General features: G+C 55.0%; 10 protein-coding genes and 1 pseudogene. 10 read left to right on the forward strand and 1 reads right to left on the reverse strand.

Annotation, left to right across the window (positions count from 1 at the left end; all coding sequences use genetic code 11):
* Positions 1-107 precede the first annotated feature (107 nt).
* The 10 genes from BHV64_RS08165 (at position 108) to BHV64_RS08210 (ending at position 17,025) form a co-directional block, all read left to right on the forward strand.
* The gene (locus tag BHV64_RS08165; protein WP_288115721.1) at positions 108-2,345 is read left to right on the forward strand and encodes a hypothetical protein; all 2,238 of its coding nucleotides are present in this window, start codon (positions 108-110) and stop codon (positions 2,343-2,345) included.
* Between the two features lie 61 nt (positions 2,346-2,406).
* A complete protein-coding gene (locus tag BHV64_RS08170) occupies positions 2,407-4,374 on the forward strand; it encodes a hypothetical protein (RefSeq protein ID WP_288115722.1) in 1,968 nt (655 codons plus the stop codon).
* A 146-nt stretch (positions 4,375-4,520) separates the two neighbouring features.
* On the forward strand, positions 4,521-7,703 hold the full coding sequence (locus BHV64_RS08175; protein WP_253092034.1) for a SusC/RagA family TonB-linked outer membrane protein: 3,183 nt from the start codon (positions 4,521-4,523) through the stop codon (positions 7,701-7,703).
* 35 nt (positions 7,704-7,738) lie between these two features.
* Positions 7,739-9,385: a RagB/SusD family nutrient uptake outer membrane protein gene (locus BHV64_RS08180; RefSeq protein WP_015547138.1), complete on the forward strand. Its 1,647-nt coding sequence runs from the start codon at positions 7,739-7,741 to the stop codon at positions 9,383-9,385.
* A gap of 43 nt (positions 9,386-9,428) precedes the next feature.
* The gene (locus tag BHV64_RS08185) at positions 9,429-11,969 is read left to right on the forward strand and encodes a hypothetical protein (RefSeq protein ID WP_217727380.1); all 2,541 of its coding nucleotides are present in this window, start codon (positions 9,429-9,431) and stop codon (positions 11,967-11,969) included.
* A gap of 96 nt (positions 11,970-12,065) precedes the next feature.
* The gene (locus BHV64_RS08190) at positions 12,066-14,054 is read left to right on the forward strand and encodes a S8 family peptidase (protein WP_217727379.1); all 1,989 of its coding nucleotides are present in this window, start codon (positions 12,066-12,068) and stop codon (positions 14,052-14,054) included.
* A gap of 14 nt (positions 14,055-14,068) precedes the next feature.
* Complete coding sequence (locus tag BHV64_RS08195) at positions 14,069-14,533, forward strand: lipocalin family protein (RefSeq protein WP_015547140.1); 465 nt, start codon at positions 14,069-14,071, stop codon at positions 14,531-14,533.
* A gap of 490 nt (positions 14,534-15,023) precedes the next feature.
* Entirely contained in the window at positions 15,024-15,875 is an 852-nt protein-coding gene (locus BHV64_RS08200) for a PepSY-like domain-containing protein (protein WP_118407030.1), read from the forward strand.
* Between the two features lie 92 nt (positions 15,876-15,967).
* A complete protein-coding gene (locus tag BHV64_RS08205; RefSeq protein ID WP_015547142.1) occupies positions 15,968-16,501 on the forward strand; it encodes a hypothetical protein in 534 nt (177 codons plus the stop codon).
* 47 nt (positions 16,502-16,548) lie between these two features.
* Complete coding sequence (locus BHV64_RS08210) at positions 16,549-17,025, forward strand: hypothetical protein (protein WP_015547143.1); 477 nt, start codon at positions 16,549-16,551, stop codon at positions 17,023-17,025.
* Between the two features lie 258 nt (positions 17,026-17,283).
* On the opposite strand, the pseudogene BHV64_RS08215 reads toward BHV64_RS08210, so the two are convergent.
* Positions 17,284-17,622, reverse strand: a pseudogene (locus BHV64_RS08215) (DsrE/DsrF/DrsH-like family protein); the annotation flags it as partial.
* Positions 17,623-17,748 lie beyond the last annotated feature (126 nt).

The raw sequence follows: 17,748 nt of genomic DNA on the forward strand, positions 1-17,748 counted from the left end.
CAGGGTTTCATTTTGTAGATTGTATCGACTGTTTTAAGTATGGCATTTCATTATGCTTATCACATCCGAAAGCCAAACCGGGAAGCCGGTTCATTAAATCTCATCCTATGAAAAAGTTGTACCTATCCTTTCTGGCCATGCTTTGCATGGCAGGAGCGTCCGTACTGAATTCATGTTCGGACGACGATTCCACTTCATCCGGCAACCCCGACATGCCAGAAAGCGGGAATGCCCTGATCTGCAACGGTGTCGTACGGGAAATCAAATCCGCCGTCTACTCGGTCGAGACACCCGGAAACGGCGAAAAGGCAGATGCTTCGGAAGCTGCCTCCGTCTATACGATCTATCTCTCGCCGACGGCAGGGCTTGTGGATGTGGACGGCATGCTGATCGCCGACGATGCCGTCAAAATTACCGTCAAACAACCTTCCGGAGCCGTCGATTTTGCGGTTGCCGGCAACGGAATCGCCTATGGGGAGATCGACGTAAACTCCTCGAACGTCGGAGAAGCCTCGAAAGCAGTTCTCTCGGTCGAATTCCTCTCGGCCCGCGTCGCCCGCATTTCGGCCGCAATCGAAACCGGCGGAAAAACGCTGACGGTCGCCTATTACGGACTGTGCAAGAATTCCGACGCTTCGGAGGAGGGAGATGATGCAGACAAGGTGTTGCTGGATAAAGTTCCGCTGTCGTGGTACCTCGGCCCGGTCAAGGGCGTGGAGTCGCACAACTATTATATGGCCTTCACGGATGCCGAGCATACCGTATCCAAAGGGCGGGTGACGCTCAAAGAGGCGGGTTACCTTTTCGTGGCCGACCTCTATGCGGTTCCGGGCGAAGATGCCTACACGCTTCCCGAGGGTGAATATATGGCCAGCCAGCTCAACGAGGATCACACGTTCACGTCCCAATATACCGGTGTTCAGTATATCGACGCCGAAGGCAATAAGACCCAGTTGTCGCTGGTTTCGGGAGAGCCGTTGAAAGTCTCCCGCGAGGGTGACGTCTGGAGCGTTTCGCTTCGTTTCGTCGATACGGACGGTTCCGAAAAGAGCATCGTCTACGAGGGACAGCTCCAGATCGTCGATCAGCCGGAGGACGGCGGCTTCTACCTGCCGCAGATCGGACGCGACGTGGAAGTGGTCGGATTCAGCGCCACCGCGACCTATTACGGCAACATGCTCGAAGCAGGTACCGGCATGATGCAGATCAACATTTACGACGAAACCTACGACACGGAGGAGGGGCAGGGCGGTCTCGCCGCTGCGCTCGTCGTATTCAACGACCTGTTCGGCAATCCGAAGGAAGCCGTGATCAAGCCCCACGAATATCTGGCCAACACCTCGTTCCAATGGGGGTCGTGGATGCCCGCCGTGGAAATTCCGATGGAGGGGCTGGTATTCCCGCTCGGCACTTATGTCCAGTTGGACGACGGAACCTCTTTCGGACAATTTTCCTACGGAAAGGAGGGCATCATCAAGATCGAGGCCGCCGGTACGGCCCAAGGCGAAGACGGCAAAATAGAACCGGTATACAAGATCGAGTTCAACCTTACCTCGAAGGACGGCTTTACCCTCAAGGGCTCGTACACCGGAGTCATTCCGATCACCGACGCATCCGACGACAAGTCCGATGACGACGGCACCTCGACGCTCGAGCGTGACTACGACATGGATCTGTCGAAGATCAAAAAGGCGCATTACTATACTTCGGATCAGGTCTATATCCAAGGCATCGGCTACAAACCGATCAGTTCCTACGGATGCGGTCTGCAATTCATCAATATCGGTATCGAATGGGTAGGAGACCATCTCGAAGACTTCGTGGATCGCGAGCCGGGCGGTGACATCGTCCGTGTGGAACTTACCACCGAGCCGGGCAAGGAGAACGAAATCACTCCGGGAACCTACGAGGTGACCGAACAGCGCTGGCCGGCATACATCAAACCCGGCGTCATGATGCGCGGCATTATGCTGGACGGCGGTCTGCATGGCAGCCGGTGGATGCACCAGACTTATTCGATGTGGGGAGATGACAACAAGATCTTCGAATACATGGACGGACACGCCCTGCTCTACGACGGTCAGGTTACGATCACCAAGGTCGAGGGCGAAGGCAAGGAGAACTGGTACCGGTTCGAGGTCGACGGCATCTGCGTGCGCAAGCATCATGTGCGCGGAACGTGGGAAGGCCCTGTCGTAAGCCAAACGGGGCGTGCTGCGGCAGAGAAGGATCATCTCGAACCGCCCAGACTGCTTCGCCGCCTGCCGGCTCCGTCGGTTCCGATGAGCCGTCTGGCCGAAGAACTGCCGGGCATCATGTTCCGCAAGGCCGGAATGACCGAATGACAACAGAAAAACCGGATAGCGCGGGGTTTTCCCGAACCCCGCGCTATTAAAAACAATCGTTATGAAAAACTCGACCCATTACAGACTGCGCGCGCTGGCGTGCGCGTTGCTCGCATCGGCAGCCATGCTGGGTGCATGCGATGACGACGATCCCAACGACGATCCCAACCCCGGGAAGAAGCCTCCTGTAACTCTGACCGATCAAATCCAGTACGACGGAGGCGATCTCGTCGGCATCAAGTCGGCGATCTATGTCGCTGAAGAAGACGGCAGCCACACCTTTTACCTCTCGCCGACCGAGGGGCTGATCAATGCCGAGCAGATGAAACAGGCCGACGATTATCTGCGCGTGATGGTGGAGAGCCCCAAGGGCACCGTGAACACGGCCTCCGATCCGTTCGAAATCGAATACAAGGATATTTCGGTGAAAAAGACGACGATGAACGACGTCGCGAGCGTAGAACTCTCCGCCGATCTGGTGACGGAAACCCGGCTCAATCTCTATACCTACGTCGAATTGAAGAGCGGCAAGACGCTGATCGCCCGTTACCAGAATACCTGTACGGAAGAGCGTGACGTCGAACTGACGAACCAATACGAGATCGACAATCGGATCGCCGCCGTCGGAAGCGTCGTCGAGTGGCGCAATGTCCGCGAAGGCAACCGCCGCTTCTGCCTCTACGAGCAAGAGGGCCTGGCCGCTCCCGAGGAGGGGGCTGCGGGCGTGGAGATTCTGCTTGCCGAGGAGCTGTTCGGAACGGAGGAAATCGACCTTGCGACAGCTGATCCCGCGAAGGTGCAGATTCGCTGCGGTGAATTCGCAACGGGCGCCGGGACGACCGGAACGCTGACGGCGAAGTACCTGACGGATAAATTCGGCACGATCGAGGGGCTCATCGTCGCGCTTGACGCTTCGAAAGACGGGAAGCGCCTGCGTGCCGCCTACGAAGGCACGTTCGCCGGAGGCTATGCGGCCACCAATACGATCAAGGTGACGGAGCCGGCAGCCGGAGGCGAGGCTGCGGCCGCAGCCGAGGCCCCGATCGCCGCGCTCTTCTCGCAGGAGCCGCAGGTCGGCAGCTACGTATTCGCTTTGGGCGATGCCGAAACGGCCGCAGCCCCGGCCGATCTCGCCAAAGGTCATTGGGCTGCGTATGTGCGGGTGCTGGCGGCCAAGTTCGACGGCGTGATCGACGTTGCGGCGCAGACCTCCGATTACTGGTTCCGGCTCTACGACCACAAGACCTATCAGACCTACTACGGCGAGGATGCGGGACTGACCGGTACGATCGAGACCCATCCCAATCCCGCTGGCGGCAAGGAGATTTATCTGCGGGTAAATCTGACGCTGAAAAACGGCATCGGGGTCGAAGCCGAATACTACGGTGTGCCGACGGCTGCGACGGCCGACGCAATGGATGAAGAAACATTGAAGCCCGTCAAACCGTTCGAGCCCTATATCAAATTCCTGGACAAGGATAACAAGGACATGCTGTATTGGCCCGTTACGGCGATGGAGGTGCGGCACGACCCGGCTTATCGGGATAGTTATACCGGCGAGAAGGTATCGGGATATTGCTTCTATTTCCGGAATGCTTTCACCGAGAGTATCGATGCGGATAATACTACTCCGATGTTTTTCCTGCCGGACAGCTACCTCGACCATGAAGGAGAGATCGACCTGCCTGCGGAAGGCACGAATTGCAAATGGAACCTCAGGTTCCAGTATATGTATCTGTCCTCATATAACGGGTACGGATATTCCGACAAGGATAAGTACTGCATGCGGTGTCCCGAGAAGGCGGCAGTAACCGTCAAGCAGGAGAATAAGGAGTGGATCTTCAAATTCTCGATGGTCGATTGGGGAGTATTCAGTACATGGAACCCTGATCCGACCGGAACCGGAAACACCTTGATCATCGAATTCCGGGGCAAGGCTGCCAAGTATTCGGGCTCGAAGCCGAACGACCTTGCAGACGATTTCTACAAATTGCGATCCGGCCGGTTCGGTGACCGGACAGGCGGATGACATCCCCCCCCCTCCGGGCTTCCGGAAGGGGAGGGGATATGTTTCGGCTCCGGGCCGGAACACGAAGACGGCAAATTTTCTATAATCAATTTTTTTACCAGCGTTAAAATGGCGCATTTATGACCAAAAAAATCTTTCTATCATTGATGGCTGTTCTCGGCCTGCTCCTGTCCGCCCATGCGCAGGAACGGGAAATTACGGGTTCGGTCAAAGATCATGCGGGGGCCGGCATCGTCGGCGCCACCATTCTGGTCGAAGGCACTACGAAGGGTACGACCTCCGGTGCGGACGGCAGTTTTTCGATCAAAGCCGCACCGGACAATGTGCTGGTCGTGTCGTTCATGGGTTATCAGTCCCACACGATCAAGGTGGGGACGCAAACCCGGATCGACGTCGTGCTGAAAGAGAACACACAGGCTATCGACGACGTGATCGTCGTAGCGTTCGGTACGGCAAAAAAGGAGGCTTTCACCGGTTCGGCGACCGTCATCAAATCGGACGACATCGCCAAGTCGCAGCAGTCGAACGTAGCGCAGGCTCTGGCCGGAAAGGTCGCGGGCGTGCAGCTGACCAACACCTCGGGACAGCCGGGAGAGAGTCCGAAAATCCGCATCCGCGGCTTCAGCTCGCTCAACGCCGGCAACGATCCGCTCTGGATCGTGGACGGCATGCCCTACTCGGGTGACCTGAACAACCTCAATCCGAGCGACATCGAGTCGATGACCGTGCTGAAGGACGCCGCCTCGAACTCGCTGTACGGCGCCCGCGGCGCCAACGGCGTGGTGATGATCACCACCAAAAAGGCCAAGTCGCAGGAGGCTCACGTGACAATCGACGCCAAGTGGGGCGTCAATTCGCGCGCCGTCCAGGATTATGCGTACATCACCAACCCGGCACAATTCTACGAACTGCATTACAGTGCGCTGAAAAACTACTATGTCAATTCGGGAATGAGTATCGGCGAGGCCCATTTGCGCGCCAATACGAATTTGACGGCCAATGCGAATGACGGAGGTCTGGGCTATATGGTCTATACGGTTCCTTCCGGGCAGGAGTTCATCGGCATCAACGGTAAGGTCAATCCCGCTGCGACTCTCGGCCGCCGTCTCGTCTATGAGGGCAAGGAGTACTACATCCGTCCCGACGACTGGACCGATGCGGCTTTCCGCTCGTCCCTGCGTCAGGAGTACAACGCTTCGATCTCCGGCCAGACCGGGAACGCCTCGATCTACGGATCGTTCGGCTATTTGAACAACGAAGGTATCGCCTACAACTCGGACATGGATCGTTATACGGCCCGTCTGCGCGTGGACTATCAGGCCAAGAAGTGGCTCAAGTTCGGCGCCAATGCCAACTACACGCATTTCCGCTACAACCAGATCGACGACAGCGGCGCCGGTAACTCGTCGGGCAACGTTTTCGCTTATACGACGGCCGTCGGTCCGATCTATCCGCTCTACATCCGCGACGGCGAGGGTAATGTCATGTACAACGAGGACGGCATCAAGCTCTACGACTACGGCAACGGCGACAATGCCGGTATGGAGCGTTCGCTCTTCCCCAACAGCAACGCCCTCTCGGATTCGCGTCTCAACAAACAGGAAGCCGAAGGCAATGCTTTCAACGGTACGGGATATATCGACGTCACCTTCCTCAAGGATTTCAAGTTCACGTTCAACGCCGGCGTTTCGCTCGACGAAACCCGCTCCACCTCGGTTACGAATCCCTGGTTCGGACAGTTCGCCAGCGAAAAAGGCATGGTCTCGAAAGGGCATCAGCGGAATTTCGACCTCAACCTGCAGCAGATTCTCAACTACACCAAGCAGATCGGCCACCATAACCTCAATGTGATGCTGGGTCACGAGTCCTACCAGAACCGCATTTACTTGTTGTCGGCTTCCAAAAGCAACATGCTGACGCAGGACAACGACGAACTGGCCGGGGCGATCATCGACAAACAGGGAGCCGGCTCCTACCGGAGGGAGTACAACAACGAGGGCTATTTCGCCCGCGTCATGTACGATTACGCAGGCAAATATTTCGCCTCGGCCTCCTATCGCCGCGACGCTTCTTCGCGTTTCCACCCCGACCATCGCTGGGGTAACTTCTGGTCGCTGGGCGGCGCATGGATCATTTCGAAGGAAAATTTCATGGAGAGCACCTATGAATGGCTCGACAATCTCAAGCTGAAGGCCTCGATCGGCTCGCAGGGTAACGACAACATCGGTAACTTCCGCTACACGAACACCTACACGATCGAAAACGCCAACGGAAAGGTCTCGACCGTCTTCAACGCCAAAGGATCCGAGAACATCACCTGGGAGACCAACTCCAACTTCAACGCCGGTGTGGAGTTCAGCTTCCTGCGCGGTACGGTTTCCGGAGGCGTCGAATATTTCCTCCGCAAGACGACCGACATGCTGCTGTCGTTCCCGGTAGCTCCGTCGCTGGGCTATTCGTCCTACTACGCCAACGTGGGCGACATGCGCAACAGCGGCGTCGAAATCGAGCTGAACTTTACGCCGATCCGGCGGGAGCATATCCAGTGGGACATCAATCTCAACATGACGCACCTGCGCAACAAGATCACCATGCTGCCTTCTGAACGGCGGACCAAGCAGGTCGATGGCTACTCCGGTTACGTGAGCGGCTCCACTTTCTTCGGAGAAGGACTGCCGATGTACACTTTCTACATGAGAAAATATGCCGGGGTTTCGGACGAGGGCCTTTCGATGTGGTACATGGACGAAACCGACGACAAGGGTAACCCGACGGGCAAGCGCGTCACGACGACTGAATATGCCAAGGCATCGGACTATCTCTGCGGCGACCCGATTCCCGATCTCTACGGCGGTTTCGGCACGAGCGTCAATTTCCGGGGCTTCGACTTGAGCGTGGCCTTCACCTACCAGATCGGCGGTCTGGCCTACGACTCGGGCTATGCGGCGGCCATGTACTCGCCGGCCAACAAGACGACGGGTATGAACTGGCACAAAGACATGCTCGACGCATGGTCGGCGGACAATACGTCGTCGAACATCCCGCGTTTGCAGTATGAAGATAAGGATCAAAACGGTATGTCTGATCGCTTCCTTATGGACGCCAGCTACCTGAACCTGCAGAACATCAACTTCGGCTACACGCTGCCGTCGAATTTCACCAAGAAGGTCGGAATCGAGAAGGTGCGCGTCTACCTTGCCTGCGAGAATGTCTGGTACTGGTCCAAACGTCAGGGATTCGATCCCCGCTACTCTTATTCGGGAGCGACGAGCCAGGCCACCTATTCGCCTGTAAGAACGATTTCGGGCGGCATCAACATCCAATTCTAATCGGCCTCAAACACTTTACGACAAACGACATGCATATGAAAAAAGCGACAAACATAACGCTCGCGACGCTGGCGGCAGCTTTGCTGGCAAGCAGCTGCATCAAAGAAGCCGACCCCTATGAAATAGCCACCGAGGATCAGGTCACCCTCGAAACGCTGATAGAAGGCATTCCGGCCTCGCTCGTACAGGCCGGTTCCGCAGGCTATGCAAAGGATGGCCAAGCTTGGGATTTTGCCCTGCCGGCCATCCATATCGCCACGGAATCCATGACGGGCGACGTCGCCATCGGCGGCAATATCGGTTACGACTGGTTCGCACAGTGGGGAACCAACGAAGCGCTCGGCGCCGACTATGCCGTGGGTGCACTCACGTGGGACAACTACTATGCGTGGATCATGGCGGCCAACAACGTCATCAAACAGATCGACGCCTCGGATTTCGCGACGCTCGACGCCACGCAGAAGTCCTATCTGGGCTTCGCCTACGCCTATCGGGCCATGTTCTACCTCGATCTGGTGCGTCTGTACGAGTTCAAGGAGAACAATTACACCGAAGCGCCCGGGGTTCTCGGGCTGGGCGTGCCCATCGTACTGCCCGAGACTACCGAGGCCGAGGCCAAGAACAACCCCCGTGCCAAGGTCGACGACATCTACGATCAAGTGATCTTCCCCGACCTGGACAAGGCCGAAGAACTGTTGAGCGGCTTTACGGCTCCCGACAAGTATACGATCAGTCCGGCGCTGGTCTACGGACTGAAAGCCCGGGCCTGGCTTGAGCGCGGTACGGCCAAGAACGACGCCGAAGCCTATGTTTCCGCTGCCGAGTACGCCCGCTTGGCCATTAACGCCAGCGGCTGTACACCCCTGACGCAGGAGCAGTGGGAAGACCCCTCGAACGGCTTCAACAGCGCCATGTCGAACAATGCCTGGATCTGGGGCCTTGCGCTTCCGAGCGAGAGCGTTGCCAACCTGTTCTGCTTCACGGCGCACATGAGTACGGAGAATGCGTGGAGCGCCTACGGAAACGACGCCTGCCGCTGCATCAACAGCAACCTCTACAACAGTATCGACCTGCGCGACTTCCGCCGCCATTCGTGGCTCGATCCCGACCGCAAAGACCCGGAGAAGGAGTCCTACGACTACAAAAGCTGCCGTAAAGAGGGCAAGGAATACTTCAATGAACTGCCCGATTACGCGAACATCAAGTTCCGTCCGGCGCAGGGCGCTTATGAGGATTTCAAGGTCGGCGGAGCCGCAGACCATCCCTACATGCGCGTCGAGGAGATGTACTTCATCGAGGCCGAGGCCAAGGCGCATGAAAATCTTGGCGAAGGAATTCGGCTGCTCAATGAGTTCATGAACAATTACCGCATTGTGGGCGGAGGTTACGACTGTACGAACATGTCGTCGTCGGTTGAAAATTTCACCAACGAGCTGATGCTTCAGAAGCGCATCGAGTTCTGGGGCGAAGGCATCGTCATGTTCGACATGAAGCGGCTCGACATGTCCACCCGACGGGGCTATGTGGGAACCAACTCTCCTGCCTCGTACCGGCTGAATACGGAAGGCCGTGCACCCTACTGGAACTTCGTGATCTCGCGCGGTGAGACGCAGAACAACCCCGTCATCGCCACGCAGAACAATCCCGATCCTTCGCAAACGGTCAAGCCGTGGAACGGGTGATGACCATCTGCGATCAAGCTGTCAAATCTAAAAGCAAATTACCGTGAAGACATTCAAGCATATATTACCGTTCCTGCTGGCACTTCTTGTCCTTGCCGGCTGCGAGGACGACGTGAACTATACGCAGGGAACCGCGGAGAATCCCGATTGCTACGGTGTCTACTTCCCGAAGAAGCAGGCTACCCGGACCGATCTGGAGTTCGAACCGGGAACCCAGACCGAAGCGACCTATACGGTCAAACGGCGCAACACCGTGGATCCGATCGTCGTTCCGGTCGTCGTGAAGTCCAACGTCGAGGATATTTTCGTCGTCGAGCCGATCGCATTCGATGCCGGAGAGGACGAGACGACCTTTACGATCAGTTTCCCCGGAGCCCAAATGGGCACGACCTACACCTGCGATATCAACATCGAAGATCCGCGCTACGCTTCGATCTACGGTGCCGATAAGGTGAACCTTTCGATATCGCTCGTGCTGGCCAAATGGGAATTGGTCACCGACGAAAAGACCGGTGAGACCAAAGGCCGCTACCGCGACGACATTCTGGGCAACTTCGCGTCGATAGACAACCCCAATGCTAATCCGAATCCTGAAATTGAACTTGAAATCTACGAGCGTTCGGACAAGAAGGGCTATTACCGCATGAAAGCCTACACTCCGGAGCTGATGAACATCTTCGCCGGAGGACAGGTAAACCACGAGAACCGCAACGTCTGGACCTATGTCGATGCCTCGGATCCGAACAAGGTCTATTATCCCTACCAATCGACCGGTCTGACCCTCTTTGCCGATATGGGCGAGTGGTACATCGCATCGCAAACACCGGAAAATTTCGCCATGGACGAATCGGCCGGACAATATGGCACGCTCAAGAACGGCGTGATTACCTTCCCGGCGCAGGGTATCGTGCTCGAACCGAGCGAAGGTGAATATGCCGGAAAATTCTTCTATGCCAACGCAAACGGCCTGCAGCGGATCATGCTTCCTGGAGCCAGGGTCTACGACTACTCGGTGGCCCTCACCAAAAGCGAACCCGCAGACGGTGTCGTCGAAATCGGCGCCATCCTCTCCGAGGACACCCGAGAGTTCCGCTATGCGATCTTCACGGGCAATTTGAGCGACGGCGAGGCGAGCCTCAAGGCACAGGAGATGGCCGATGGCAAGATCGCCGCGGAACTCATCAAGACGATCACCGCTTCGGGGACGATTTCCGTTCAGGATCTGGAAGGCGGCACCGGCAAGTACACGCTTGTAGGCTGCATCTACGGTTCGGACGAAGAGGCGAATCCGGAGGGCGGCGAAACGGCGTCGCAGAATCTGAAAATGCAGGGCTACGCCTCCATTTCGTTCGGATATATCGCCAAGGGCGACGAGGACAAGGTTTCCGTCATTCTCAACATCGGGCTCGAAGCCACGAACGAATTCGCGGGACAAGGCATTACGACGGACAATGCGGCGAAATTCTGGGCCTATGGCGAGGGGATTGAATCTGTCAAACACGGAGTCTTCAAGACAAAAGACATCCAAGGATTGGACATGACGGCTTTCCTCAAAGAGGAGGGCAAGGATTTCACCAAAGAGCAGCTCGACGCCATCAACGGCGGACATTACAGCGTCATGCTCACGGGGCTGAACGGCGACACGGAGTACACGTTCGCCGGACTGGCTTACAACGGATATGCCAGCAAACTCTTCACGGCATCCATCAAGACCACCGGTGTATACAACCCGGGATTGGAGAGCGAGTTCCTCTACTCGGACTTCCTGCCGCAGAAAGAGCAGCCCTCGAAGGAGTACCTGATTTCGACCGAATGGAACTATTATGCCGTCAACGTCATGGATGAGAAGCCGATGCGCCGGAAGATCGGCACGGTGACCATCGAAGACGATCCGGCGGACGACAGTTCGGCCGATCTGCTGACCATCACGGGACTCCCCGGGGTCGAGTTTGACGAAGGCGGTCGGATTCCGGCGGTCTACGTTCCCTCCACTGCTCCGCTCGCAGGCATAACCGGCGCTATCTCCCCGCTTCTTTCGCAAACGCCGATCGGTGTCATCAACGGAGAGGACATCCTCGCCGGCTGCGTCTCGGAGGAGAACCCCGAAGCCCTCTATGCGGTCAATTATCCGTTCATCGGAGGCGCCGTGGCCGACGGTTACATCTATTTCGTGCCCACCCCGAACTATGTCGAGCAGGGGGCCACGTTCCGTTATCTGTATACGTTGAGTACGACGACCCCCTATTCGATCCTTACGGACATGTTGCTCGTCGATCCCGCCAAGGATATGGGCGGCATTCCCGAACTGGCCGCAGAGCGGATTGCAGAATTGCGCCGAATGGCCGCAGGACTCCGGCAGCCGCGGAATTACGTCGAACGGCTCGAATTCTCCGTTTCCGCAGAACGCGGTTCCGTCAAAACCGTACCGACCGACTATGCGAAAGGATTCCTGCCCGCATCGGCTCCTGAAGCGAAAGTCGTAAGGGCTACGGTCGGATTCAGCGACGCTGTGCAGCGTGCGAACGGTTCGGGATCGGAACTCCGCTTCCGGAAAACGGCTGCTGCCGAAATCACGCTCAAGTAATATCGGATCGGGAGAGGCCGGTCGTCCGGCAAGTGTCGGCCTCTCCTTTTTTTCAAGCCAAAAACAACCTGCCGGACTCAAAAATCAGCATGATATATGCATAACAAAACGAAACTCCTGATTTTCGCCTCCCTGCTGCTGGCCGCCTGCTCGACGGATCCCATGCAGGAAATACCGAACCGCGGGGATTCCGCTCCCGAAATCGAGACTTCGGGCAAAATCTGCAATACGTCGGACGACGCCGTGGCCGGTTCGCTCATCGTAAAATTTGGCGAAGAAGCCATTCCCAGTCTCGAACAGAATGCGTTGAATGCGGCCAAGACCCGTTCGGCGCTGACCCGTTCGGGCATCGAATCCGTCGATGACATCCTGAACGACCTGCACGTCACCTCGCTGGAGCGCGTCTTCCCCGAAGCCGGCGAACACGAGGCCCGCACCCGTGCGGCAGGGCTTCACAGATGGTATGTGCTCCGGTTCGCATCGGAGGAGGATCTCGACAAGGCGGCGGAGAGACTCGCTGGTGTCGCCGAAATCTCGAAAGTACAGTTCCGCACCCGTCTCTACCGGGCTTCCGACTGCAAAACCTATCCGTTTCAAGCAACGGCGAACGGCCAGACCCGCGCTTTGGTTACAGCGGATTTCAACGACCCGAATCTTTTCTGGCAGTGGCATTACATCAACAATGCCGACCAGGCCGTTGCCACTACATCGGTGGCCGGAGCCGACATCAATGTGGCCGACGCATGGAAGCTCACGGCAGGTAATCCCGAAGTCATCGTCGCCATCGTGGACGAAGGGGTGAAATACACTCATCCGGATCTGGCGGCCAACATGTGGATCAATCCGAACCCTTCGCCCGAGTACGGGAAGCAGGATATACACGGATGGAACTTCGTCACCGACGGTCCCATTTCATGGGGTCAGAAGGGCGATTCGGGACACGGAACGCACGTTGCGGGCACGGTAGCCGCCGTCAATAACAACGGCATCGGCGTCTGCGGCGTGGCCGGAGGTACGGGCAAGGGAGACGGTGTGCGTCTCATGTCGTGTCAGATCTTCTCGGGAGACCTGACGGGTGACGCCCTCGTGTCGAGCCGTGCCGTAAAATACGCCGCGGATCACGGTGCCTCCATTCTCCAGTGCTCGTGGGGCATCAAGGCGGGAATATACACGTCGGACAACATGTTCATCAAACAATCGCCGATGGATTACGAGGCGCTTCAGTACTTCGCCGCCCAGAAGAACTGCGAGGCCCTCGACGGCGGACTGATCATTTTTTCCGCCGGCAACGAATCGACAGCCATGTCCGGCTATCCGGCAGGCTATCGTGATTATATCTCCGTCACCTCGTTCTCGCCCGACTACCTGCCGGCCAATTATACCAACTACGGTTCCGGCTGTAATATCGCGGCTCCCGGCGGCGAAACGAGCGGTTTGAGCGGTGGGGAGAAAGCCGGCGTCCTTTCGACGCTTTGCTCCGAAACGAGCAACGGAGCGGATTACGGCTACATGCAGGGAACCTCGATGGCCTGCCCGCACGTCTCGGGCGTAGCCGCACTCGGCCTCTCCTATGCCCTGGAGAAAGGGAAGAGATACTCGCTCGACGAATTCAAGACCATGCTGCTCACCTCGGTCAATGAAATCGACTCCCGGCTGGGCGAAGGCTCGAAGGCCACGATCGCCGACGTGTCGATTTACCGCGGCAAAATGGGCACCGGCATTACGGACGCTTATCAGTTGCTCATGCAGATCGAAGGGACGCCCTGTCTGCGGGTCGCATTGGGCGAGGTGCAGCTCATTCCGCTGACGCAGCATTTCGGACAGGGTGCCGAAGACCTTACCTACACCGATATCCAGATGTCGGCCAAGGACATGGAAAAGCTTGGTATTAAGGCGGCTCCCAAAATGTATAATGGAAAACTGATGATCAAATGCACGAAACCCGGATCGGCCAAAATCAAGGTTTCGGCGATAGCCGGCGGTACGAAACCCGGAACGGGCGTCGTGATGGGCGGCATGGTCATCACCAAGGAATTCGCCGTCATCGCCCGTTCGGCCGGCGCAGCAAACGGAGGTTGGTTATAAAAACAGTGCTTGCAATGAAAAAACATCTTTATCATCTGCTCGTTTTCTCCCTGCTCGGCATTTTCGCCGCAAGCTGTTCGGATGACGACGATGCCCCCAACATTCAGTCGGAAATCGTAGGCGAATGGCGCCTCACTTCCTGGTCGGAGAGTGCTCCCGAAGGATTCGAGGTATACGTCGAATTCACTTCGGCAGCGACGTTCGGACTTTATCAGAAGGTCGAAACGTCGAACTACACTAAATACACCGGGCGTTATTCGATTGACGGATCCCGGCTGACCGGAGTGTACGACGACGGCGAGAGCTGGGGCAACGGCTACGATTTCGAGTTGACGAATGGCGGGAACACCCTGACGATGACCACCCGAACCGAGCCGGCCGAAACCAGCGTATATTCCCGGACGATCATTCCGGATGACGTGCGCAATGCCCGAACGTCCCGTGCCGAATCTTCTCTGGAAATGAGGCGAATGCTATAATCTGTAATATTCGCGCCGCTCCGCCATTAAGTGTAAGGTAAGGACAAGAAGATGCGGTTGAAACGCTAATAACGGTCAGACCAGTAACGCTTCAATGTGTGGAAGGCATTTGTCAACCGACAAATAATTTCGAGTGAAAATCTCTTACTATAATGTGTTAAAACATTAAAATAAAAAGTTCAAAATTACGAGATTGCTCACTGGGATAGGATGGCTAAAGCCATCCTATCTTTTTTTAGAATATTTCTACGAGAACTGGTATTGACGACAAAATAATAAATATGGCGATTTCCGGCGAGAAATCCAAATGTGGAAAAATTTTGAAAGGCGAATAATTACAAGTTGTATGATTTGAATCGGATGATGCGATCCGGATAATATTTTTCGACCGATGCCCGATTTTCAGCGATGTGAAGGTGAATTTCAGATATTTGTTTATGTGGTTCGGGTTTCATATCTTTGTCTTACCTAACTTCAAATTATTTTTGTTATGAAACTGAAAATGTATTTTCTGATGCTCGCTTTAGGAGTATGCGGAGCGGCTATGCAAAGTTGTGATGACGATGATGACAACTTGAAAGTTCCCGAAAAATTGCAGTCTGCGTTTTCTCAAAAATATCCTGAAGCCAGTCCGAAATGGAAAACCCGGGGTAATTATTACATTGCGGATTTCCAGGACCAGAATTATGAATCCGAGGCCTGGTTTACTTTCGATGCCGTTTGGCTGATGACCGAAACGGACCTGCCTTATGCGGCTTTGCCCGAAGCCGTCAAAAACGCCTTCCAGAACAGCGAATATAGATCGTGGAGGCCGGATGATGTGGATATGATAGAACGTGAAAGCATGGAACCGGTCTATGTTTTGGAGGTGGAGCAGGGCTCGCGGGAAATGGATCTTTATTACAACGCGGAGGGAATTCTGATCAAGGCGGTGGAAGATTCGGAGGATGATTCCGAGGATTACCTGCCGGTTGAACTTCCCGAAGGGGTGAAAAATTTTCTGCAGGAGAAATATGCGGCATCCGAAATCGTAGAAACGGACCGGGAACACGGACAGTTTGAGGTGGATATCATCCACGACGGAGTTGCCAAGAAGGTGCTTTTTGACAACAACGGAAATTGGCTTTCCACATCCTGGGAGATCAGTCCGGATACTCTTCCGGAAGCCGTTAAAACTGCGATCCAGCAGGCAATTAACGATAATTATGTCGGTTATGAAGCCGACGATGAGCCGGGAATGGTAGAAACACCAGATGGGAATTATTATCGAATCGAGCTGGAAGCGGAAGATGGCAGGGAGGTGATTCTCAAAATCCGGGAAGACGGCACTTTGCTGAAATAGATTCGTTTGCATAGGCATGCCGACAGGCAAATGAAAAATTCGCTTGGCAGCTGTTCGTATTATATCATCTGTTTTAATAGAACGATTTACCTATGAAAAAAATCGGTTTGCTGCTATTTTTTGCGGTATTCGCTTGCTCTTTGTCCGCACAAAACAGGCTTTCCGTCTTTATCGGAAATGCCAATCGGTATGCTTCGGTCGATTTGTCGGATTTCTGTCGGCGCCTCTGCGTGGAATACGATATTTCGGCAGAATCGCTCAATAATTATTACCGGCGTTGCGGCAGAGATTGGGGGCATGTGGGCCTTGCGCTGGAGATCGCCCGAACCTCGGGACGAAGCATGCGCGATATCTGTGATTATTACAGACGTTATAAGAGTGAGGGCTGGGGGCGGATTCTGATCGAACTGGGAATCGGTCCCGAGTCGTCGTATTGTGCTCCGTTCTATGATCGGGTGCATTGTCATAGCGATTACTGGCACGAGCATTACGACTCCTATTGCAAACGACATGGGAAGTATCATCCGCACAAGCACGGGTATAAGAAACACCCGAAATATGGGAAGCGGAAATACGGGAGATATCATGACGATGATTACGACGATGACGAGGATGATGACGATTGAGTGGCCGGTGATAATTCCATGTAAATCGTTATACGTATAATTGTTTTATGAAAAAGATTTTATTGGTTTTTGTTTGCAGTTTGTTCGCTTTCGAGACGGTTTTGGCTCAAGAGAAAAACGCCGTGGGATTACGGTTGGGAGATGGCGTGGAATTTCTTTATCAACGCGATCTTTCGTCTCGGAATTTTTTGCAATTCACGTTGGCGACTCCTCATTTTGAAGGACTGTCCGTTACGGGAATCTATAATTGGCGCTGCTGCCGGTGGAATTGGACACCCCGGACTTGCGATTGGTATCTGAATGCCGGTGTGGGTGGAGCCTTGGGGCTTTATGACTTTGACGATTCGGGTTTTTTACTCGGTCTGGCCGGCTCCTGCGCTTTCGGCTGTCATTTCAAAAATGCCCCGATCTCTTTGGAGGTGGATTACCGTCCTGTGATCGGAGCCGTGATCGGCGGTGGACATGACGGCTTCTTTGATCCCGGATTCTGGAATTTCGGATTGTCCGTCAAATTCCATTTTTGAAACTATGAATGATCGTTATATATTCTTAATAGCCGTTTAAGCAGGAACGGCTATCCGACGAATCTCTGAAAACAAATTCGCCACCGCCGGAACAATCTGGCGGTGGCGAATTTGTGAAAATGAATTTATTGAATGCGACTTTTGTCCGGTCATACATGGAATTTTACAACAGGTGTCCGGTAGCCGCCTGAGACTCCGGTTTCTGTTCCCGACAACATCGGCCGGTATCCTTTCGATAACTGCGTTGTCATAATGGATTCAAATGAATAGGTTCACGTTCGCTTTCCCGGCACGCTCCATGTAGGTGGCAACACCGCCTACGGTCACGTTGTCCAGCAATTCTTCGCGCTGGACGCCCATCACCTCCATCGACATCTGGCAGGCGATGAATTCCACGCCGTTGTCGATAGCCTGCCGGCGCAGCGTTTCGAGCGAGTCGATTCCTTTCCGCTTCATGATGCGGCGCATCATCCGGTTGCCGATCCCGAACATATTCATTTTCGAAAGGTGTAATTTGAGCGATGACGACGGCAGCATCATGTCGAACATGCGTCCGAAGATGTCCTTTTTCGTCTTCGGTTTGGCGATTTTCTTGATGTGTCCCGTCCTGAAAAAGGTTTACAAAAAAGAGTAAATCTTATGCAGCAAACAACGAATTCAGACTTATCACGTCATTATTTACCGCGTCAGTTGCGTCATCTGATTTTACAGGAGTATTTGAGC

Origin of the sequence: Alistipes sp. 56_sp_Nov_56_25 (assembly GCF_001915285.1) — a bacterium.
Taxonomy (GTDB): Bacteria; Bacteroidota; Bacteroidia; order Bacteroidales; family Rikenellaceae; genus Alistipes; species Alistipes shahii.

Coding starts and splice junctions, on each gene's coding strand:
- BHV64_RS08165 (WP_288115721.1), top strand. CDS start 108: ATGAAAAAGTTGTACCTATCCTTTCTGGCCATGCTTTGCATGGCAGGA.
- BHV64_RS08170 (WP_288115722.1), top strand. CDS start 2,407: ATGAAAAACTCGACCCATTACAGACTGCGCGCGCTGGCGTGCGCGTTG.
- BHV64_RS08175 (WP_253092034.1), top strand. CDS start 4,521: ATGGCTGTTCTCGGCCTGCTCCTGTCCGCCCATGCGCAGGAACGGGAA.
- BHV64_RS08180 (WP_015547138.1), top strand. CDS start 7,739: ATGAAAAAAGCGACAAACATAACGCTCGCGACGCTGGCGGCAGCTTTG.
- BHV64_RS08190 (WP_217727379.1), top strand. CDS start 12,066: ATGCATAACAAAACGAAACTCCTGATTTTCGCCTCCCTGCTGCTGGCC.
- BHV64_RS08195 (WP_015547140.1), top strand. CDS start 14,069: ATGAAAAAACATCTTTATCATCTGCTCGTTTTCTCCCTGCTCGGCATT.
- BHV64_RS08200 (WP_118407030.1), top strand. CDS start 15,024: ATGAAACTGAAAATGTATTTTCTGATGCTCGCTTTAGGAGTATGCGGA.
- BHV64_RS08205 (WP_015547142.1), top strand. CDS start 15,968: ATGAAAAAAATCGGTTTGCTGCTATTTTTTGCGGTATTCGCTTGCTCT.
- BHV64_RS08210 (WP_015547143.1), top strand. CDS start 16,549: ATGAAAAAGATTTTATTGGTTTTTGTTTGCAGTTTGTTCGCTTTCGAG.